The following is a 22,825-nucleotide window of genomic DNA, read 5'->3' as shown; positions in this document are numbered from 1 at the left end:
CCTCAGACTGTAGCGAATCAGAACTAAAATCAAATAAATTATGCTGATATTCTTCTTTTGAGACAATTTCAGCTTCTACTTCATCTAAAGTAAAATTCGGCGCTTGATCATTCAGATCACCTGATTCATCCAGATCTATTTCAATGTAGGATGTATCACCATTCAGAATGTATGAGTTGGGAATATTAAATAAATTTTTACTATCAGTCTCTTCAAGCAAATTCTTCAACGGCGCAGAAATAAATTTATTTTGGCAAGCACCTGGTAATTTGATTACAAGAATATCTTCTTCTAAATCAAATTTTTCTTGGAAGAATGTATCACTTTCTACAAAAGCTAAAACAAAGGCTTGAGGATAATTTTGAATATTGGCTAACTGATAATTACCACCTAACCACCACTCTCTTTTTTTAAGCAATTCATCAAAGTAATTTTCAGGATAAATTTGATATAGCTGATATTTTTCGACTTGCATCATAATTTGTCGAATGAATAAACCGCGATAAATATGTCCGACCAAATCCTGACGTCCAAATAATCGTGTTTCTAAATATCTTTTTAACTTTTTAGCCTGAATAATACCTTTATCATGCTTTTGTTTTTGACCAACCTTTACTTCTAACGGCAATAAGTACATCTGCTGGTCTTTAAAACCTACAAAGACAACATCATCAGATATCGGTCCTGTTTTCACATGATTACAATAAGCACTAAAATCAGACTCACTCATTTTCAGACCAATATTACCTGATACACGAATCATTTCTGCCACACTGAGTGGAACCCAGATAATATCGCTCTTGTATATAAGTGAATTCACGTATTTATAAGCCGCAATAATACTTTTTTTCTCTCGACGGTCTTTTTCAGGTAACGTCAGCATTTTTAACAGCCATTCACCATTAAATGCATTGAACTCATCAATACGACCGGATTGACCCTGACTCAAAATCTGATCATAAAGATCACGGCGTTTCGTTACTGTAATCGCATCATAGTGCGCAGAATTCGTATAGTTATCTGAGTAGTGAATTAAGACTACATCTTGCTGGGTTTTAAAGAAATCTAAGGTTACTTTTGGATCGATAATGACCGTCCATAAACTATCTTCATAAGCACGATCAAGCAATCTTTGGAGTTGGTTTGAAACCTTTAAAGACAGACCATTGGACTCATAAAAGTTTTGATTTTTCCAAGCTGCGTAACTTAAAGCACTATAACGCTGAACAATTTGTACCACAGGCTTGTCACTAGGAATTCCTTTTATACCTGCAGTTGTAAAATATGTATTTTGCTGATGATAAGAAGTTTCTCCAGCCAGCAAACCATTACACGCAATGCCTGATTTTTCTGCTTTTAAATCAACGTTAGCAACTTCAACAGGAGTATTATTACGTACAAATGTCAGATGTGCGTATTTAAAATCTTCACAACGATTAATTTCAAACTTACTGTACGTAATTCTTCTTCTAATCAAATCCGCTATTTGATCTGCATTACCATCTACCAATGACAGTTTACATAATTGCTTTAAATGCATTTGACTCACAGCATCTGCAACTTGATCAAAATATGTTACCTTTAATTCATCATCATAGATATTGACATGAATTTTAGGAATATTTTTAGACTTAAGTTTTTGAACAAAACCAACTAAACCTAAGAATAATTCCTGATTAAATCCATTATGAATGGAGTTTATTAATAAGGTATCTCGCTCACCTTGATTGAATAAGATTTTAAAAGCTTCGACAAATTCAGATGTTTTTTGTCGAACCAATGGTCTTATATAATTTAACTGAGTTTGTTTATGTGGAATGACTTGAATCCACATTGGGTGTTCCACAACTGCTTGGCTATAACTAAAATCATGCTCAGCATGCCAGTTGAATGGAATCAAACCTTCTGCACTTAAACGGCGCAATGTTGTGGCATGCAGATTTTTAAAAGAGCCTGTCGAATCCTTTAAGCATTCATTCATTAAATTTAAAAAATATGAAAGATTCAATGGATGAAATGGATTGATATATTCCTTTCCATCTAGCTCACTAAATCCTAAATTTACTAGAATTTTATCTCGATCAGAAAGCATACGCTCCGTTGGAATCTCATGAATGAGCTTTACATATTCTGCAATAACCCGATTCACGATTGCTCTGAATTCAGCCCCCCAAGAAACTAAACTTAACGCTGTATTTCGATTCTTTAAATAACGATAAAGTTCTGTATAAGAATGATGTAGTTCAGGATAAAGTTCTTCTAAATGATCAATAGAAATTTCATCTCCACGGACTGTCGCAGTAGAAAGTAAATTTTTAGAAATAAGCTCTAATTCTAATTCCAATAGTTTTTTATACTCATTTTTAGTTTTGTACTCTCGACCTAAAAATGAAATTCTAGAGTTTTTAGTATTGTAGATTCCAAACACTTGATCATTAAAGAAATACTGATAGGAATCAGTATTAAAAATTAAAGGTAGGTTTAAACTCGAAACTGAAAGAATACCTTGTATTTCAAAGTTCAAAGTTTGTAATTTTTTCTTGATACTAAAATTAACTTGCTCCTCAGTATTGAGAAGCTTCTCAAAATCTACTGAACCAAACTCATCTGTATCAACACTTTCGCCACACTGTGACAGTATATAAGCTGAGCGGTTTGATGAATCAAAAGTAAAATCTGATTGGTCCGTTTCAAGAATAATTAATTCTTTATTCGGTACCAATAAAAATTTATCCTCAAACGAACTTACAGGAAATGTATTTTCTGGAATAAGTAATACTCTAAATTTGAAACACTCTTTAGGCTTTGATCTCTTGATTTCAAAATTTAGATACTTAGGTATACCCTCAAATTCCGTTTCTATACTTAACACCGTTTTTTTATTAGAACGGTTGTTAACTTTATAATCTAAAAGCTTCTTAAATTTAGAGGATACTTTAATATCATCTTCAGATAATTGTCCTTGTATAAATACTAAATCTAAATTAACTGACAAATGATCAGGAACAACCTCTAAAATCAAATGATGATCACGACTTGCCAAACTACTTTTTTGAGATATAGCGCCTTTGGTGCGATGATATTCTTTAATCGCAGAAGAATTCAATTCAGCAAACTCAATCAGATCAACAGAGTTTTTTATTCGTTCTTGATAACATTCACCGTAATCGAGTGTACTTCTCCAAGAATTCAAATCATCGTCAGAAAAAAATCTATTGATAAACTTTTCACTAAAATCTAAATCAACCAATTTTTCGACGTATTCTGTTGGAAACTGCTCAACGATATATTCAATATCTTCTTTAAGGCGCTTATTTGCATCTAGCCTTTGCTCAATTTGGGTAATACTTGCCTGTTTTAAGTCAATTAGCGCGGCGTCATTCAGATAACCAAGCTCATTAAATTCAATTTTTCCATCTTGAACTGCATTAAACAGTTCTCTAAAACCAAACATGGTTGCGCCATCGGCACAAATTATTTCAAACTGATGGTTTAATAATTGCTTAGAAATCGTATGATCTTTAAAAGAACTTTCATCTATATAACTTAATAAGGCCAGGTAAATAGATTTAGGGTTCCAAATACTATCGGCCAAGGTTAAATCTTTAGATGAATTATTTAATGTATCTAACGATGAATTATGAATGATTAGTAAAATGGAGTCTTTAAATTCCCCGATTTGACTTGAAACATGATCCCTTAAATAAGAAATATAATTTTCAGAATAGCCTTGTTCATCATCAGAGTGAAGAACAGGAATGATCCTCAATCCATTTAAGTTGAGATAATGAATTTTTTCTTGGTGTAAGTAAAAAAATGTTTCTAACTTTCGATGAAAAGCCTCAAATAACTTAAGACTATTTTCATCATCTGGTGATTTAAAGTGGAGTTTCTCACCAATTTTTAAGTGATTTTTTGCCCAGTCAAAAAATAGTTCAACCAAAAAATCTTCATATTGTTTTTTTGACATAGATTGCATCCCCACTATCACTCATTTTTTCAACATTACCCAAACGCTCATAAAAATTAACTAACGCTTTTCTACTTTCTTTATCAAAATAAATTCCTCGCGACTCTAATTCTGTAATAACTTCGTATAAGCGCAACTTTTCTCTATCGCCAATTACTAAATTCGTTAATAACAGCAAATATTCCTGAGTGAGCACGAAGACAGTACCTGCACTTCCTCGAGTCTGCGTAAATGGTTTCAAAATAGTATTTTTGATGGTACGAACAACATTTGAATTTCGGCTTGCTCTCGTTTCACCCTTTGCAAATTGCGCTTTAAACAAATGCTGTAATGCATCAATTGCAGATACGACATCAACAAACTTATGATCTTTGATTTTTAAACTTCTATTTTCAGCAAACGCTTCATAAAATTGCTCTAAGTTCGCAAGATCAACTTCACTGAATTTTGTGACTAATTTCCACAATGGTATTTTTTGCTCGGTCGTATTTTGCAAACTTTCACACAGAGCTAAAGTTGGAAAGATTGAATCTAGCCCTTTCTCTACCAATTTATAGCCACTTCTTTGTAGCGAAGCACGCTCACGACTTGCTTTTTCAGTATCTAAGATAAAATAACAAGCTTTAATAGGTGGCTCATCGGCTTCTTTCCAACCATTTATGGCAATGGAGAGTTGCGCTGTATACAAAAATGTATATAACTCTAAAAATAGCTGAATATTCTCTAAAAAATATTTTGAATGATTTGTTAAAAAAATGAGATCTTTACCGAAGATATTCGATAGCTTTGGCAAATAAGAGCACATTCCTTCGTAATCCGGCAGCCTACTTGGGAAAGATTTTTCAAATGACTCATAAATTTTTTGTTCGATGAAATTTAAGTTATTTACATCATTTTTATAAATATGTTTTTCAAGTAGCAGTGTTTTAAGTAGCGCAACTATACGCTTTTCAGCTGATAACTTTTGTGTATCTTCTGACAGAGAAAAAATACGTAATTTAGGCGAAATCTTGGCAATATTATTTTTTAAAAAATAAATATCATTGACCATTTTCCAAGCTTTTTCATTTTGGACTTCATCTTTAAACGTTAACTCAAAATCTTTTTGGAATGCTTTTAAATCAACTTCGAATTTATTTAACTTTTTTTCAGCAAGTAGCCCATACAACTCACTTAAGAATAAACTCGTTACATGCTCCCAATTGAAATCGTTGCTATTTTCATTTGTACTAATAGGATAGAAGCTAGCCATACTATTGCTTGATGGCTTTAGATCAGTAGTTAGACTCAACATTAATACCCTACCTCGATACAACTATCTTCACGTATAAATTTAATTTCTTCAAAACTAGATTTGAAATTTATTTGATTAGATTTATTTGCAAAAATTAGTAATCTATTTACTATTTCATTTAGCATGACAACAACACTTCTATCATTTTTGTTTGGTCTATATCCAGCTCTAAGCCTACTGAGAAGTTCATATAAATTAATGTCTACACTAAATACTAATGTAGGATCATTTTCTTCATCACAAAAATCCTTAATTCGGATGTAAACATCAAAATGACCATTGTTATATTTGGGCTGATCTTTCTCGAGAGCTGAAAAATCAGGACCGATTTTTAAATGGGAAATCACTTTATACTCATCATATTCAGCTATTAAAAATTGTTCATCGCCTAAATATGGTGCTTTTTTATTGATATAGCTTCTAATCGCACTAAGCAGCTCTTTATTATAAAAATTTCGCAATACAGAGCGTGATTTCACGGCATCATAATAAATATGATGTCTATAAACCTCTAAATAATTAGACAATAAACTTTCAGAAAAATCCTCTGTGAATTTTTTATGAAAATTATTCCCTATATCTTCAAATTTTAATATGTAAAACAAACGAATATAAGAATTTGAGTTATTTAAACTTCCAATCATCAACTCTGCTTTTAAACTCTGTTTAAATATTTCAAATTCTTGAGTAAGACTATCAAGCTCGTAACCTATAACAAACCGGTCAATCGTTTTGGTTCTTAATCTAGAGGGGTCAAACTCAATGACTTTTTCTAAAATTTCATTATTATTACAACTAAATAAGTTATTAAACAAATAATCTTTTTGACAAATTAATTCATAAATTAGATCTAAAAAGGTTCTTGCCGTAATAAATTGATTCCTGAATAATCTAACTTTCAACAATAACTCAACAACAACTTCCTGTACTTTCTCATTACATAAAAGCTTATAATTTAAGAATTTAAGATAATCAGTACTATTTAAGCCCTCAGACTCGTCTTTTATATAGAGTTGATAAAGTTCTGATGAGGGTGATGTAATTCTCTTCAAAAGCCTCGTAATGAAGTCACTTTTATAGTTAGTCTCAGTAATTTCAAATTTTGGATAGTCTTCAAAGTTTACAAAATTAAAATCATCAGACTTCTCCTTGAACTCTAAATATTTTTTAATTTTATCGCTAATATTTTTATTTTTAGCTTCTTCTGAATAGTTACCCAACATTCCAATATTGATGCCAATGACTAGTGAATGACTTCCTTTATCAAATTCATCAAAAATTCGATCTAGTGTAACTATTGCATTATCATGAGGCTCAAAACTATGAGTCGCATCCAAATGAAAATGTATATAATGTTGTGTAAATGCTTGTTTCGCACGAAGCATTAGCTCAGATTTACCATCACCACTACTGCCACATAAAAAAATAATTTTTTTCGATTCTTCACTGATCTGTGCCAACAAGGACATGAAATCCTCTTCAATAGGCATCGCGACATACAAATTAGATTTGATTCTAGTTAGGCCTTCATCACGATCACTTTCAGTCGAAACTGCAAATGATGATGATTTAGATAATACGCCCAAAGCATCAACAAAACGCATGCATTACCCCAAAATATAATTTTTAAAATCTAATTAGTTTTTAGATTAAATCCTAAAACAGCTTAGGAATTGGCTGAAGCATACAGAAAGGTGTAACACTAAGTACGTCTAACTATATGTCTTTAGCTATATTACGATGTTTTATCATTTTTTTTCTATCAAAATAAGACTAAAGACGTTTCTATTGTGATGGATTAATTCCACTCTCCTAGATAAATTTTGCTTGTTCTTGAACTCTAAACCTTTTACGGCATTTCCCTTTGCTGCCCACTACACCACAAATCATACTCAGGAGCCGATTTATAAAGGCCAATTAATATTAAAAAACTTTATTTAATTTTTTGCACAGTGCGCACAAGGATGATAATATTAATAATATATAAATTAATAACTTACAGCCAATTATTAACCACCTTTTCCCAAAGTACATTCAGCCACTTCTCATCGCGATCAGGTCTCTGATCTACTGTAATCCACTGTTTTAATACCCTAACCCCATTCAACTGGTCTAACAATTCCTGAGCCTGCTCTTCATTTAAGTCAGTAAATGCTCTACCGCCTTTTACTCTATCTGCTGTTCCATATTTAAAAGACATATAGCACACACCGCCACGGCGTAATGCAGCATGAATACGTTTTAAAACATCAGGGAGTCTATTACGAGCACAATGTAGTAAAGAGGCACATGCCCATACCCCATCATAAACATCATGTATATCAAGCTCATAAAAACTTTGCTGCTGAACAGCGATACCAGTCAGTTGGCTCGCTCGTTCGACCAATACTTCAGAATAGTCGATAGCATCAACTTGATAGCCTTTATTTTTAAAAGCCAAAGTGTCACGCCCTGAGCCACAGTCTAAATCCAGGATGCGTGCTGAATCTGGCAACTCAGCTAAAAATGGTTGGTATAGGCTTTCCATATCCACATACAACGTGGCTTGTAAAAATTGATCTGCGTATTGGTTGTAATAGTCTATTGTTTTCATATTGGTTGCTTAGGCTAAAAACTAAACTCAGTCTACTAAAAAACAAAAAAATAAGGGAGCCAATGCTCCCTTATTTTTAGTCAAATAAATCAGCCCTTACTTCATCTAAATCACGATCTGACTTAAAACGATTACATATCGGGTGAATAATTGCTCCATTTTCTAAAACACCGTAACCACCTTCTGCTTTCGATTCACGATGATCTACTTCAGTCGATTCAAGGTATAAAGCGCTATCACATACTTCGCAATAGCTCCAAGTTTTCCTTTCCTCACGTTGATACAGGTTTCTTTTGGCCGCGAGTGAAAAATTTAGAGGTTTTTTCTTCTTTGATGGTCTTACTGATTGCACAAAGCTCACAACATCATCAACAATACTCTCATCATAATCACCACCAAAACGGTCAAGGTAAAAATCATTAAAATTAATATAATCAAATGATTGACTCATCGAAAGAATGACGGTGTTCAAACAAACTTCATCTTCAAAATCTAAATCCATATTGAGTCCAATACAGATAAAGGCTTGATACACGTTCTTCAATCGCTCATGTGATCTGATCCCACTACCAAACTTACCGACAGTTTCTTTGATGGCCACAGGAATTTTTTCAATTAAACTTTCAACACCACGGCGTGCTCGAGTAAATCCAATAAAATCTATCTTTTTATTCTGTATTTCAAAACAGTCTTTTTCAATTTCACAGACGATAGAGAACCAGGCCAAAAAGGATGTCACTTGAAAACGATTATCTTTATAAAAATATAGTTTTGGGTGTAAGCCCAAACTTGGAATCCGAATACTAATTGGTGGTGTAGCGATACGACACAGCACAACTCTAAGTTTTAGCATTAAATTTTCTACACGCTGACCTTGGTCTATATTCACAGTATTCTGACTAGTATCACCAAACATGATATTCAGGAGTTCATTGACCAAGCCGATTTTTTTACCGTGTGTTAAATCTGGCTCTAAAAGTATTATCTTAAAAAGATGATCATGAATTTGCTCACCCAAAGTGATCACTTCATTTATCCGCTCGTAATTCAGTTCAGCCAAGTTGGATTTATTATCGTTTATATAACAACACGCATAAATCACATAAAAAGCATCACTCCCCCTATTTTGTAAATGATATTCTTCATCTGGATCTAATCGCTTCGTATCCGAATTGATTGAACAAAAGGCTTTTCGAGCTTCCTCAGGTGTCCCAATCACTTCAATAAAATTAATTTTGGTTGATTTTAATTTTTGCTGAAACTCAGAATCGCTACATAACTCTTGAAAATCAGCTAATCCACCTAATCGATTACGAATCTGACGAATATCTCGTTTTTGTGGTGCCGTGAATTTTGGGGCTCCTATTACTTGCTCATCAATAAAGTATCTTTTGATCCAAGCATAGATAATTGAAATCCTGTGCCCACCATCGATGATATAAATATTACCAGCAGCATCTTTCCAATAGCGAACGCATAAATTGACATTACGATCATTCAAACAGTTTAGAATAAACTCCTGAATTTCAGCAGGGCTCCAGCACTCTGTGGAGCGTTGATTGTCTGCTTTATATAGTTTTTCTAGAATCTCATGGTTGGCGAAGTCATAAAGTGATATTTCAAAGTTATGGTGCAGATTTGAGTGCGACATTTCGTCAGGCACCATCATTTTTCTTTGAATAATATTGGTTAAAAGCTTAGTACGGGCCATTTTATTTTCTCTAGGCAATACTTCTCTATATCTCGTAAGATTACGAAATTTATAAAAGTAAAATTAATTAAACATGACGAAAATTTATTTCGAAAATTTTATTCTTTAAGAACAGAAGAAATAGCTTTGAGAAAATAAGGGATGTTATAGAAAGTGTTCATGTCTAGTTCCTGTAGTAATTAATTACAAACAAGCTTCCAACTTTTCCACGAGATGGAGGCAAGCCAAACAGGGGTGGAAATACCGTACTACAGAAGACGGCCAGTCATAGACTGCCCTGCTTGGCCTACCATTACGATAGACTAAACATATTTAACGCAAAAAACCGCCAAAGCGGTTTACTGCTTCTGTAGTAAATTCAGGTTTCCACGCCTGGTCACAGATTTTGCTGTAACATCTTTATCTTATGTGCATAAATTCAATTGGTCAAATTTTATGATTAATATTTGATCAATTGATTCAAAAATAATTACCTATATTTTTATAGGCTTAAGGATACAGATGAGTATCTTATAATTTCTAATATTTAGTTGATGTAAACTTATTCGAATGAAGATGTATATATTTGAACGGCGTATTTTAATAAGGGAAGTAGATTGAAACTGCAAATTTTATCGGATACTCATAATTCCAAATATTCGATATCAGAACAAGCTGACGTCATTATTCATGCTGGCGATTTTTCGAATCGCTTAAGTGGTGCAATTGAGTTTGCCGAAAAATGTAAATCTCTCAATAAAAAATTTATCTTTGTTTTAGGTAATCATGATTACTACAGCTCTAACTACAGTTCAGTCGTGAATTTCTTGAAAGAAAACTACCCAAAAAATGCATTACTTGATGACAACCATATCAAAATTCAAGATAAAATATTTGTTGGCGGCACGCTGTTTACGAACTTTCGCTCCAATTCACCACTTACATCTCCTGAGGTACTTTTACAGTCCCAAAAAGATGCTGAACAATCGATTTATGATTTTGATCAAATCATGATTGACAATGATCATCGAACGATAACTGCTAATGACTACATAGAATTATTTAAAAAATATCATGAAAATATTATGAAATTTAAGGATCAAGATAATGTGATTGTCATTACTCACTTCCCGCCTCATTTAGCTTGTCTTGATCCATATTGGGGTACGCATCCTGTTGCATCAGCCCTTAACCCCTATTTTATTAATGATTTAGATGTCAAAGGCTTTAAGTTATGGGTTTCAGGACATACGCATACATCAGTGGATACTGTAGTCGATGGATGTAGATTAGTGATCAATCCTTTAGGGTACCCACAAGAGCAAGGGAAAAATGGATTTAGAGAAAATTTTATCATCGAGATTTAAGTAGATATATTTTTCTAAAACCTTTTTAAAGCGTCAGATAACTCGATTTTAAATTTTTTTGCCATATCAATGATGAAGTATCAGCCCTATCAAAACCTAAAATAAGTGACGTCACATAGTTTTTTGATACTTAATAGTACAGTTAGGACTTTTAAACTTTAGCTCATGGTTCTCATTAGTATAAAATTACATCACACCATTAAAATTTTATGGAAAAAAATGAGAAGACTAATAGATTTTAAAAATGTAAAACAAAGATCACGCCCAATTATTGAAATTATACCTATGGTATTTGACAACAGCCAAGCAACACAACGTATTGTATTACATCATTTAAAACGTGTAATTCATCAACATAGAGATGAATTACAAAAGCTCGCAGATAGATAAAAACTCATCATGCTCTTCAATAGGCGTAACTGCATTCAGCCATTTTTATTCCCTACATCAATTTATTTTCAAATTTTCTGCGATACTGATAATGAAATTTATACCACATCTGAACTAGGAGAAACTCATGTCGATTCCTTTAGATCCTGAAAATGATTGGAAGAATAAAATTGCAGATCAAATACTTAAAGACCTACTCGATATCCATAAAATCCAAGGTAATTCTATTAAAAAAATGAAAGCAGACCCAAATGGTGTTTTCTATGTAGAACAAGAAATCTCAGTTGAAGACTTCCTCAAGCAATTTTGAGCACTCTTCATTAAAAAACAGAAAGCACTTGAATTGTATATTTAAAAACTCAACCAAATTGTATCACCTGTAGAGGCATACATCGTCTCAGCCGTTTTTTTTAACATATCACATTCATCAACTTCTATTGATAAATCATCACACAGAGTACGATCACTGTCATTGATCGAACCTTCATGGGATTGAACAACTGCACCATGTTGAATCAGTTTAATTCTATCTTGCCTTAAAAGCTGTACACCACGGTAGCTAGCACGCATTTGATTTAATGCTTGAAGACGTCTTTCATTTGTAGTCATTATTACCTTTCTCGACATTAATTTTTTCCTTGATTTTTATCTGAAATTAAGATTAATAAATTATGACATAAATTAAAATTGAGTAATGATCCCGCAATACTTCATTAAAATCACAGCGATCAAATAAAAATAAAACAATGTCTTAAAAATCAATCCTCTAAAAACTCCATGACATCTTTACCAGTTCTGACGATTTTCATAGGAGGTTGATTAGTTGCATTTAGTATAGACCTGAGATCGTCATACTTTATTATTTCATCTTACTAATTTTTTGCTGCGGATTCAGCGAATATTTTCGCATTATCTTTAGAAATAATTAGATCTCCCATAATATGTCTCACTTTACAAGTTTTTCAAGATCTTGCTCTTCAGCACTCTGGTACGAAGACGAACTATTAATTAAAGAATGCCCTCTTCTGAGTGCCAATTCTTTATTAATTTCTTGCTCAGCTATACTTTTCTCGCCGTGATTTTTTATGTATTCAGCGCGTTTTTGTATAAATGCTCGCTCACGCTCTCGAACGTTGGAATTAACCGCTGTATTTTCTACTGGGCGAGTAGCTACATAATTATAGCTAATCACTCCGAAAAGTACGATTAAAAAGAAACTGAGTTGCTTCTTTACACTTCTAGTCACAAATCATCCTTTTATATCCAGTTCAGACTGAAGTTATCGTGTACTCACACTAATAAATTTAAAAATTAGAATGGATAAGACACTATAAGGGTTAATCACTCATCTCTAGGATTGAAATCTTTAAATTCATCAGCATTGCTAGCAAATTCAATAAAAAAGTTATGCCATGCAAATAATGACTCTAATTCCTGTTTATTTTGAATCGGCTTAGGCAACTCATATCCAATGATCCAGTATGGTGCTGTACAGCAAACATGCTCAGGTATAAGGACTTGCTGTAAGGCTGTTTCAGCACTTAAAAAATATAAATTATCGTTTAAGTGGACAATACTCCCTTGTAAAGCTTCTTGAATACAGTGATCTACATCTATATACGTATGTTTCATTGAGTTCGCCTCCATTTTTTTAAGTAATGGGATTTCCAAACCTGTTAAATTATTTAACGCTGTGATTAGTCATTGATTTGAGCTAACTTCCAACGGCGATAGATGACTGCTAAAAATAAATCACTCAAGATTTTTTGACACACATTATCTTTATAGTTGTCATTACTAATTATCAGACTTACCCCTTTTTTACTTTTGGCCTTTCTAAGTTGAGCTTCTATTTCCTCCCATGACCGTTTGGGTATTTTAATTGTTCCTTGAAAAAACTGCTTATCTATGGCTTTAAGCTCCTGACAAAATTGGTCAAACTCCTGATGCTCTAGTTCGCTTTGGATATACACCTCCATACGAGCATCTATAAGACGAATACGGCGCTCAAAATAATCCAGCATAAAGTTACTATCCAGTAAAGCTGTGAAAATTTTAAAATCAGCTTCGCTAAATACATTTCCAGACTTATTTCTATTGATATGCTTTAACAGCATGTCTAAAGGATTACTTTGAGAAATATCGTTTTTTTGTTGATAGTGTCTATTTTTATACAGGTTTGAGGCCAAGTCTCTCCCAATTTCTTTCAACTTCAGATTTTCATTTTTTCCTGAAAGTACATCTATAATATCATTCAATTCTGATTTCAGTTTGAGCCTTTCGGCTACATGATCAGTTTGCTCTACATCTTCACATTTTAATATCGGAGTATGCCACGGATCAGGAAATATTGCGTCTTGAATAATCTTTGAATTGGGGGCTATTTTCTCTAAGATTTCTTTTAATTCAAGCTTCTCTTTCATTTGCGACGTATTCAATTGTTTCTTGAATACTCTGCAAGAGAGTAAAGCTCTTACAATATTTGCTGATATTTTACTTTCATCTGGACATAATGCATCCCCGACTAACATTGAACCAAAATGCAGGTAATAGTTGGCTGTCATCTCAATAGATGAATGGCCAATAAAATGTGCCAAAATCTTCCAAACATCCTGACGTCCAGCAATACTTTCCGTATTACCCAATAAATAATTTTTAATTTTGGCAATCTGATCAGGTGAGTAGCCAATCCAACTTCTGATTAACGCTTCACTTCCTTTCAAAATTAAAGCTAAATTGTTTGTCGCAGTATGCCTAAAGCTATGAAAGGAATAATCGTGTGGTTCGTTATTGAATAAAGTATCAAAAATTTCCTTTGTCTTAGCACCAATAAAACGAGATGAAAAAATTTGACCAAATTCATCTTGGAAGATAAAACAATCTTCTGCCCCCAACCTTCTTTGATCAACTTTTACATTAAGATGCTTTTTGATTAAGCCAATAAATTCATTCAGTTCACGTTCAGTTAGCAACTCATCAAGACGGATTCCTCGTTTTGCATTTTCCGTTTTAACCTGACGATAATAGTTATTATGAATGAAGATTTTAAAAAATTGAGGATTGCTTGCTGTTAAATAATAATATCGCTCATAGCCAATTGTTTTAACATCCAAATCCGTCATAGCCAAATCTCTCAGCCTTAACCCAAGAATCTCACCAATCCTTAAACCTGTGCGGTAAGCAAGCATACAAATTATTTTGAATATACTTTTTTGTTCTTTACTCAAATCAACTTGGCGATCAATCAAATTATTAAAATGCACCCACATCACTGGAGTTATATATGATGCTCTACACATCTGAAGATCATCAGATTTTAACTGGTCTAAATAATTTACTCGAGGAGCACCAAAATTGTGAATTAAACTGCTATGAAATTTTTTTAAATTTTTTACAGCTTTACCATAGCTATTATATTTCACCTCCCTAACATTATTTTTAGATGCTTTATGTTGTCGTCGCTTATCAGCAATAAATTTTTCACTTAAAATATACTCATATGCTCCCTCAAATTGTTCTTCATCCATCTTCAGAAGATCAAGGTCATGAGTAACAACATACATAAAAAGATCTTCAGCGAATGATGATTTGTAGGTATCCAAGGAACTCAGTGCAATTCCGTCTTTTGCTCTAGAAACATTTGAAGATTGACCACTCACGAGGTAATCCCGATACCATGTCATCAAGGCAATCTGAACACTCACAAGCGCAATATCTTTAGCTATTTCATACTTCTGATTATTGTAACTTTCTTTAAGTGACTGAATATCTTCTGACAATTGCTTAATTGTCTCGGTCTTTTTTCTACCTTGAAATTGCCCTATCAATCCTTTTTTAATTTCTGCGGCACAATGATACCCTGTGCTCAACTTTTGGATATTTTCAGACTTAGGCTTTCGATAAATATCGGTCGGATCATCAAACTTATTTTCGGAAGTAATCGATTTCTTTATTAAAGATTTCTTGTCTTTAAATGCATGAAGTGTCTCAAGCATTTTTAAGGTTGACAATGATAGTGCAGCGCTGTCTAACGTCCCCGTAGATAATGCCGTTGTAAAACCGTCAAGCGTATTCTTTTGACTAAAATACTGCACGTAATCGATATGCTCAAATAACTTATATTTTTCCTTAGAAAAATAATTGCGCAACACACTATTTTGATCAACATCCAATATAGCCAAATCAATATATTGATCTAAGTGATCTTCATTCTGAGTATCAATTGCATCCAAAATGTGAATGAGCCATTTCTCATTCTGACGTTTTTCAACCTGAGTTTCAGATTCTATAATATTAACGAGTCGCACCATCATTAATAGGCTGATTGGTGTGAGATAAATTTGTTTAATTTGAAATGGATTATCGAGATATACTAAATTCGCATATTTCTCATTTTCTACTGGATAATTATATAAGTAACCCGTTTTTGGTGAACCTTGACAATATAAGGATACAAGTCCACTCGACAATTCTGATGGTTTTAACTGATCATTTGAAAAATATGCTCTGAGTGATTTTAAAATCGCCATTAAGTCTTCTTTATGACTACACCCACAATCAATAATTAGTGCCATTAAAAATTGTCGAAAAAGTAATTCCTTTTGCGCATCCGTAAAATCAGCATTAAAAACATCAGTTTTAAGCCTTTTCGGTAATTCAGCTTCCCAAAAGAAATGCAACTTGAGCTTAAACTCATGTAACCTTTGCCCTCTAATCAACTTAATTTGCGTTGATTCAATGTCTTTAATATTTGGAGCTGAATATGCTCTTTGAATAAGCTTAATTTCATATTGATCCTTTAACCACGGAATTTTTGACTCAATTTCTTGCTTTTTTTTCACACATAATTCAGACCAAAATTCCCTTAATTCTTCTAAATCTTTTTTTGAGATTTTTCTATTGTGAAAGTGTTTTTCGACTTTGGCTCTAGCAATATACATTTCAGTTTGAATCTGATCATCGAGTTTCTTTTTTCCACAAGATTCCGTGATCTCATGAATAAGTAATCCTGAAATTTTTTCAAATAAAATATTCACCGAAGTCTCTAGCTTAGTTCGAATTTGCTGTAACTCTTCATCTGTCATGATTAGCCCACCACCGATTTTAATTCAAGCCTTTTGAACAGATGATTTACTGCATATTTAATATCAGTCAAGTAGGTATAAGGCTGTAAAGATGAGTATTTTGAAAATCCAATTTCATTTTGTTGATCGTGCGCATACCAACTCTTAAAAATCGCGTCGGGCAATTCTAAAAAATTCCTTACAAAATGCCGCGTCCAATTGGGATATAACTCATCAATTTCAGGAAAGTTTTCTGATAAATAAGATGCTATATGCTTTTGTGTAAGTGGCTCCAATGTGAAGCTCATGAATTCTGAACCTTTCTTCCAATAAGAAAGGTAATAGTTATGATCTGCTGTATTAGCTAGCTCTAAGGCATTAATGTTTTTGATAAATTCATCATAATGCTGTAACTCATTAACAACGAATTCGATCAGTGGTGAATAACGACCATGTGGACGAGATCTACTGCTCTTATCATGGATATATACAATATTAGTAATAAAATCAAAGTTTTCTCTGATACTAGATGCACCTATAGCAGGACGTGCACCTGAAGACAATAAACAACAAAACCAGATCCAAACACTGAAAGCATTAAATTTTTCAGCAATGTCTTGTTCTTCTTTTAAAACTTGGACAACTTTTAAGTTTAATGTATTTAAGAATTTTTTCGCTTTATCAAATGACCATACACGCTGACTTCCTACGCGGGCTTGCTCTTCTACTTGAATAAATTGCGGACGATCTAAAACATTTACCTCGTTTTTATTTTGAAACCATAGATATATATACTGCTCATATACCTCATTTAAATGTTTATAAGAAAATCCCCCATACGCTAGATCAGGTTGGTGTGAAACCTGTCTACCGATTAAGAAATTTTTCGTAAGATCATCTTTACATATACGGTTCAAATGAAAGGAAAGTTGTAAAGCAATTGAAGTAACTGATATCGGGCCTATACGACGATGATAAAACCATTCTGATAAAGACTTTTCGAAATCTGTATTCGTTAGATTGGAAAGGTTAGCCTCTCTAATTCTATCAATCCACATAGCAGGAATTTGAAATGCCCAAGTTCTATGCTCGTTATATTTATTGTCTTTTTTAGCAATTTGACCTTTCAAATTTTTATTTACATTTGCATCAACGATCCACAAATAATAGGCACGATTGGAGCTACGTTTTAATTGCTTAGTTTTTAGCAATTGGTCGATATCTTGAAATATAACGGCACTCTGCCCGGTAAAGATTGACATCAAGCAACAAGCTGCTTTTGCAGATTCCATGATATCTTTGTTTTCATGAAGTTGGTCAAGTAAAACCTGGTTTACAATTTTTAATAAGGGTATGTCCAAATAGTAAATATTACTCACCGTTGGTTGCTGAGTTCTATCTATATGACGATTCAATTTTGGATGTGAGACAAACGGTGCTAATCTGCGCGTATCTTCATTTAGATTATAATCATACTGCTTAAATACCTTATCTTCATCAACTTCATCATCAATACTATCTTTGTCATCTGAGTAATCAGACTGACTCTCGGTGACTAAAGGCGGGTTATTATAAGTCTGCGGATCAACGGCTAAATCTTCAATACTATCAATCTGATCCGTTTTTTTAATTCTTACATTGTTGTGATAAAAGATATCCTCAACTGCGATTCTGTACTCGTCTAAATACCTTGTTAGAGATTTGATTATATTTTCTGAAACATTAGCATCAAGGCGCTTACAGAATTCTGTGACATGTACATTTTGGGCTTTTGCATAAGTATTGAATTCTTTAATGGTCTTAGCCGTATGATCGAACTCAATAACATGATTAAAATATTGAGAAATTATAGGTAAAGCTTCAGAAAGAAAACCTTTAAAACTTTTTTCCATCATTTTTAAAATTAGATAGAAATTATAGTTTAGCCTTTCAATTTTAGCTTGAGAGTTCTCTATATTGGACATCAACCCAACTAAAAAATTTACAACATTAAAAATTTTCAAAATATTTTGGTTAATCGAAAGTTGTTTTTCTTTATCTATAACATCCGAATCTTCAACATTTTTATATAAAATGCAGATACTTGATGACCCCAAAATATTCTTATATTGAGTCTTAGATTTATTTATTTTCAAATATGAATATATATCTTCACATAATACTTTTAATTCTCTCATGAATTCATCAGTCATATAAGTATTATGAAAATCCTTTACACCACATGAGTCCAATACAACCAAATCCCCCCTATATGAAGATAAAATTTTAGTTAAACAATCACATCTTGATTCAAAAATTTCTAAATTCAATTTATTATTCATTTCAGCATTCCATATTATCAAGTTTATAGTTTTCAAAAATATTTCTAGGTAATTTAAAATAATTTATAAAATCTGTTTTATAAATTATTTTAGGAATATGATATTTATCCCTCTTCAAGATTTCCTTATTAATTAAATAAAATAAATTTTCATCTTCTAATTTAGTTAAATAATCAAAAAGTTCCTTATAGAAGTTAATTCTATATTCACATTTTATTTTGTGACTTTGAAGATAAGTAAATAGCTCTAACCAAAAAATATAGTTAGCTTGATTCTTAAACCAATCTTCATGACTTTTGCCTTCAATGGATAAAAGATACGTATATTGAGTAAGGCTCAAATAGTCTTTTATAACGCGATTAATCATTGAATTTTTCAGTCGATCTTTTACCTTCTTTTGCTCACTAACTCCAACAACAGTAAGTTTTACTGTCTGCTCGACTAGATTGGAATATTTTCTTAGCGAACGTTCAATTAAATTAGTTTTTTTCAAACGCGATAGCTTAAAACTCTTCTTTGTTTTAGCTTGATTTTTGGACATTATTAACTCCAAATTTAACCCTCTAAAAATTTCATAAAGCCTTTTTTTGAGCATGACAAAGCTTAGAGCCTAAATTGAGATGAAATTTAAGCTAATGATATTTTTAAAAAATTACGGATAAAAATTTTATGGATGAGCTAGCATCTCTTGTTATTGCATGTCTTTTTACATTAAATGTAATTAACCTAATAAACAGGAAAAACTAGCTCAATTTTTCTAGACTTCTTCTTTGACACAAGCAAATTTATAGACTTCTGCTTTACTCCATCGAAGACTACGACCATGCCTAATAGGACTTATTGGTCCGTTTTCGTACAATGCCCATTTACGCAAAGTTTGTTCTGCATATCCCAGCAATCTCGCTGCTTCTTTCGTAGTTAGCAAAAGTCGATCTTCAGTGATCTTCTTTTGCCTATGCTTAAGTACCATATCTTTCTATTCCAATTGATTTAAGGATATAAAAGCACATTAAAAATAGTAAAGAAATTGTAATTTTAAACACCATTTCATTACTATTTTTCGTATAATCATACCTATTAATATTAGTAAAGCTGAATGATGTATGGGCCGACCACTAAGAACTAGGATAGATTTTGCAAAAACAATAAGCTGGTATGACTTCTTTTATAATAAATTATTAAATTCCGGTGAAATTAGAAATGAATTTGGTTTAGAGAAGTTACTTTATAAGGAACCAAAAAATGGCTATGTAACAAATTTATTTAAAAAATATAAATTTGGATTATCAACACCTAAAGATGATTGGATTAAAACAGTAGATTCAAAATGTATCGGCTCATCTCATATTATCAATCATCCTATATGGAAAAATTTAAAATATCGAACCACAGAAGAATATTTAATACTACTAGAACTAAACAATCTTCCTGATTATATAATTGAAAATTTAATACAAAATAGACATATAAAAGGTTTTAATAAATCTGATTTAGAAAAAATAGCTAAATATGGCTCTTTAGATAGCCTGTGTGCATTATATTTATTACATCAGTGGGGATATACTATTGGAAGTACAAGTCTAGTAAATGATTGCTGCTCACTAATTATAAACAATTTAGAATTAGTGTTAGAAAAAACCACTTATCTTCAGCGATCACATATATTTTTATTTGATGAAATATGTGATCAGATATTTATTATGGAATTAAAGGGATATAATCGACCACTTAAAATTAAATTAAATTGGCGACAATACAGAAATAGTAATTGGGATATTGAAATTCGAGAAAAATCTAAAAAAATTGAAGATGAGCTTATTTCCCACCCAAAAACAAGCCATTTAATACCTTGCATAGATGAGAGCCTTGCAGATCTATATAAAAAGATTTTAGGATAAAGAGACTTTATTAAAAATCGTATTCTACGAGTATTACTATTTACCTACAACTTCTAAATGAATAGTAATACCTTCTAAAAATAAAAGAATCTAATTGCAAAAGATAAACAAAGATGCCATTAAACTTATTACTATAGAACTATTCAATATATTAGACTTCTTCCGAAAGTATGTTTTACTTAATTTTTAAATCAGCTAAAAACCTTATAAAATATAGCTCGCGACTGTTTAAATTTTACTAACGCAAGTGGTCTATTATATAAAGATAAAATCTATATTTTCTCTCTTTTTTTTTGGTAAAAATATTTTAAATTGAAATAAATCGCTTATTTTTCAACTAAATTGACGATATTCCAACACAATTCAAAATCCAATTCTCATATTCTTGTAGTGTTTCGCGTAGCATATCCATTGGGCGTACAATGTAATGCCTTTCAACTAACGCACTTGGCTTATGACCAGAAATCTGTGCTAAAGATCCTTCATTAATTTGAGCCCAAATTGCTAACGTTTTATACGACCTTCTTAAGCCATGGGGGGTAAGTACAATATTTAATTTTTTACATATTTTCTCTAAGCTATCGTAGGGATTAACAATATAGCCACATTCAGAGTCCTTACTGCTAAATACAAATTCAGAATCAGAATTTTTCTTTAGCTCTAATAAAAGAATTTCAACAAATGTTGTGAGAGGGATTAGGCGACCTGTATCTTCAATTTTATCTTTTACCTTTGCAGTTTTCCAACGAAAATCGACATCTTTCCATTTTAATGAAAGTAACTCATTTTTTCTGCAACCGGTGATTAAACTACATATCAAAAAAATTGCGATTTTTCTATTAGTTAACTTATTGACTTCTTCAAACCAAGGTTTTAGGTGCTGTTTCATTAAACAATCATTTTTGGCTTTTGGAGAAGGGACTTTATCTTTAACCTTTTTAGAGTTATATGATTTCGGAGGCACTAGATTCTCATAATCCTCATGTTCCTCACACCAATTGAGGAAAGCTCGTGTGAGTCGATATGCTTTACCTGATGTTGTTGGACGGTAGTCATTTTGATCAAGCCAGTCACAAAATACATCTGCAGTTAATTCAGAAAGTTTATAATCAAACAGTTGATAAATGGGTTGACTGGCATACACACTTTTTCTTTCAGGATCATAACCACCTCTCGATAATTCGATATGATCCTGATAGCTTCTTGGCCGCCAATTAGGTTGCCTTGCTGCTAAATATTCATACCATACGTCTTTAAATTTAATAGTCTTACGTTTTTCTTGTTTTAACAACTCTTTATTATCAGCTAAAGCCTTCTTACGCTCAATAAAAGGATCAATGCCTTTATTGCACATAATCGCTAATTCTTGTGCATATTTACGAGCATCTTCTAATTTCCACGTATTAACATCGCCAATTTTGATACGGCGATTTTGAAGTCCAATACGGCCTTGGAAAATGTAGCTCTTATTATTTTTAGGTGTAACTTTAACGCCGAATCCAGGTGTTCTTTCATCCCAAAAAAAAGTTGGTTTGGTCTTATCTGTACAATCAATTTTGTCTATAGCTGGTTTTGTAAACTTCATTCTAGTAAGCATCTGGTAAGCAAATAGTACTAAAAATCAATATATATCAATCAACAAAAAGAGTGAACAGTAAACTTTAAAAATTTATTAAATAGATGATATTATTAATTATATTCACTTAAGTCGTTGATTTTTTATTTTTATATTAACGGACTCATAATCCGTTGGTCCACAGTTCAAGTCTGTGTGGGCCCACCATATAAAACAACCCCTTACGTGCATTAATCGTGAGGGGTTTTTTAATGTTAAAAACTAAATAAAGTCAGTCTAAGGCTTTAAAAGATATGGCAGATAACCTATAGATACGTACAAAACTTCAAGCCAGCTTGAGTAAGCCACGATTGCTTAATACGAGAAGTAGGTTATAAAAAAATACATTCAAGAAAAATTTAAAAGCTTAAGTTCTAAATACCCGTAAATTAAGTCACGATTTGTTATACTTAAAAGATATTATTTTATTCATTATAAGCAAATGTTTTTTGATTCATGACTTTTAGAAATACTATATATTTCGCATTTTAAAAGCGCAAAAATTAAGACTCAACCTGTTCAGGCTTTCTTAAGTCCAAATAAAACTCAACAATTGACCAAATAACAATCAAAGCAAACATTGCAACAGCGAATAACACAGCAGTTAAATAAATCATGCTTGAG

16 protein-coding genes are annotated in these 22,825 nt (G+C 32.2%); 3 read left to right on the top strand and 13 right to left on the bottom strand.

What is annotated here, in order from left to right:
- The 5 genes from dptH to FTT76_RS05670 form a co-directional block, all read right to left on the bottom strand.
- Positions 1-3,970 (bottom strand): DNA phosphorothioation-dependent restriction protein DptH (dptH, locus tag FTT76_RS05690; protein ID WP_180190151.1); only part of this gene is annotated, 3,970 nt, incomplete at its 3' end.
- The gene (dptG, locus tag FTT76_RS05685; RefSeq protein ID WP_180190150.1) at positions 3,951-5,264 is read right to left on the bottom strand and encodes a DNA phosphorothioation-dependent restriction protein DptG; all 1,314 of its coding nucleotides are present in this window, start codon (positions 5,262-5,264) and stop codon (positions 3,951-3,953) included. The genes dptH and dptG, both read right to left, overlap by 20 nt.
- Positions 5,264-6,868 carry a DNA phosphorothioation-dependent restriction protein DptF gene (gene dptF / locus FTT76_RS05680; RefSeq protein WP_180190149.1) on the bottom strand — a complete coding sequence of 535 codons (1,605 nt, stop codon included), beginning with the start codon at positions 6,866-6,868 and terminating at the stop codon, positions 5,264-5,266. Before dptF ends, dptG begins: the two co-directional genes overlap by 1 nt.
- Before the next feature lie 392 nt (positions 6,869-7,260).
- On the bottom strand, positions 7,261-7,857 hold the full coding sequence (locus FTT76_RS05675; RefSeq protein ID WP_180190148.1) for a class I SAM-dependent methyltransferase: 597 nt from the start codon (positions 7,855-7,857) through the stop codon (positions 7,261-7,263).
- A gap of 76 nt (positions 7,858-7,933) precedes the next feature.
- The gene (locus FTT76_RS05670; RefSeq protein ID WP_180190147.1) at positions 7,934-9,568 is read right to left on the bottom strand and encodes an HNH endonuclease; all 1,635 of its coding nucleotides are present in this window, start codon (positions 9,566-9,568) and stop codon (positions 7,934-7,936) included.
- Between the two features lie 596 nt (positions 9,569-10,164).
- On the opposite strand from FTT76_RS05670, the gene FTT76_RS05665 reads away from it, so the two are divergent.
- Together FTT76_RS05665 and FTT76_RS05660 are read left to right on the top strand one after the other, a co-directional pair.
- A complete protein-coding gene (locus tag FTT76_RS05665; protein WP_180170759.1) occupies positions 10,165-10,914 on the top strand; it encodes a metallophosphoesterase in 750 nt (249 codons plus the stop codon).
- Between the two features lie 517 nt (positions 10,915-11,431).
- Complete coding sequence (locus FTT76_RS05660) at positions 11,432-11,614, top strand: hypothetical protein (RefSeq protein WP_180009562.1); 183 nt, start codon at positions 11,432-11,434, stop codon at positions 11,612-11,614.
- Between the two features lie 41 nt (positions 11,615-11,655).
- Here FTT76_RS05660 and FTT76_RS05655 read toward each other — a convergent pair whose 3' ends face one another.
- From FTT76_RS05655 to FTT76_RS05625, 7 genes are all read right to left on the bottom strand, one after another.
- A complete protein-coding gene (locus tag FTT76_RS05655; RefSeq protein WP_257235044.1) occupies positions 11,656-11,913 on the bottom strand; it encodes a hypothetical protein in 258 nt (85 codons plus the stop codon).
- A 337-nt stretch (positions 11,914-12,250) separates the two neighbouring features.
- On the bottom strand, positions 12,251-12,550 hold the full coding sequence (locus FTT76_RS05650; protein WP_180190145.1) for a hypothetical protein: 300 nt from the start codon (positions 12,548-12,550) through the stop codon (positions 12,251-12,253).
- A 95-nt stretch (positions 12,551-12,645) separates the two neighbouring features.
- The gene (locus FTT76_RS05645; protein ID WP_180190144.1) at positions 12,646-12,936 is read right to left on the bottom strand and encodes a hypothetical protein; all 291 of its coding nucleotides are present in this window, start codon (positions 12,934-12,936) and stop codon (positions 12,646-12,648) included.
- A 65-nt stretch (positions 12,937-13,001) separates the two neighbouring features.
- Complete coding sequence (locus FTT76_RS05640) at positions 13,002-16,388, bottom strand: integrase (protein ID WP_180190143.1); 3,387 nt, start codon at positions 16,386-16,388, stop codon at positions 13,002-13,004.
- A gap of 2 nt (positions 16,389-16,390) precedes the next feature.
- The gene (locus FTT76_RS05635; RefSeq protein WP_180136598.1) at positions 16,391-18,688 is read right to left on the bottom strand and encodes a hypothetical protein; all 2,298 of its coding nucleotides are present in this window, start codon (positions 18,686-18,688) and stop codon (positions 16,391-16,393) included.
- Position 18,689: 1 nt separating this feature from the next.
- Positions 18,690-19,229 carry a hypothetical protein gene (locus FTT76_RS05630; protein ID WP_180190142.1) on the bottom strand — a complete coding sequence of 180 codons (540 nt, stop codon included), beginning with the start codon at positions 19,227-19,229 and terminating at the stop codon, positions 18,690-18,692.
- 216 nt (positions 19,230-19,445) lie between these two features.
- A complete protein-coding gene (locus FTT76_RS05625) occupies positions 19,446-19,658 on the bottom strand; it encodes a helix-turn-helix domain-containing protein (RefSeq protein ID WP_180005595.1) in 213 nt (70 codons plus the stop codon).
- Between the two features lie 133 nt (positions 19,659-19,791).
- On the opposite strand from FTT76_RS05625, the gene FTT76_RS05620 reads away from it, so the two are divergent.
- Positions 19,792-20,586 (top strand): hypothetical protein, encoded by a 795-nt coding sequence (locus tag FTT76_RS05620; protein ID WP_180092605.1) that lies wholly within the window; start codon positions 19,792-19,794, stop codon positions 20,584-20,586.
- Positions 20,587-20,923: 337 nt separating this feature from the next.
- On the opposite strand, the gene FTT76_RS05615 is transcribed toward FTT76_RS05620, so the two are convergent.
- Positions 20,924-22,171: an integrase family protein gene (locus tag FTT76_RS05615; protein ID WP_180092602.1), complete on the bottom strand. Its 1,248-nt coding sequence runs from the start codon at positions 22,169-22,171 to the stop codon at positions 20,924-20,926.
- Positions 22,172-22,825: the final 654 nt, after the last annotated feature.

It is taken from the genome of Acinetobacter sp. YH01009 (assembly GCF_013420765.1).
GTDB classification, from domain to species: domain Bacteria; phylum Pseudomonadota; class Gammaproteobacteria; order Pseudomonadales; family Moraxellaceae; genus Acinetobacter; species Acinetobacter amyesii.
Note: the sequence above shows the minus strand (reverse complement) of the source record. Positions and strands in the feature narration are given on the sequence as shown.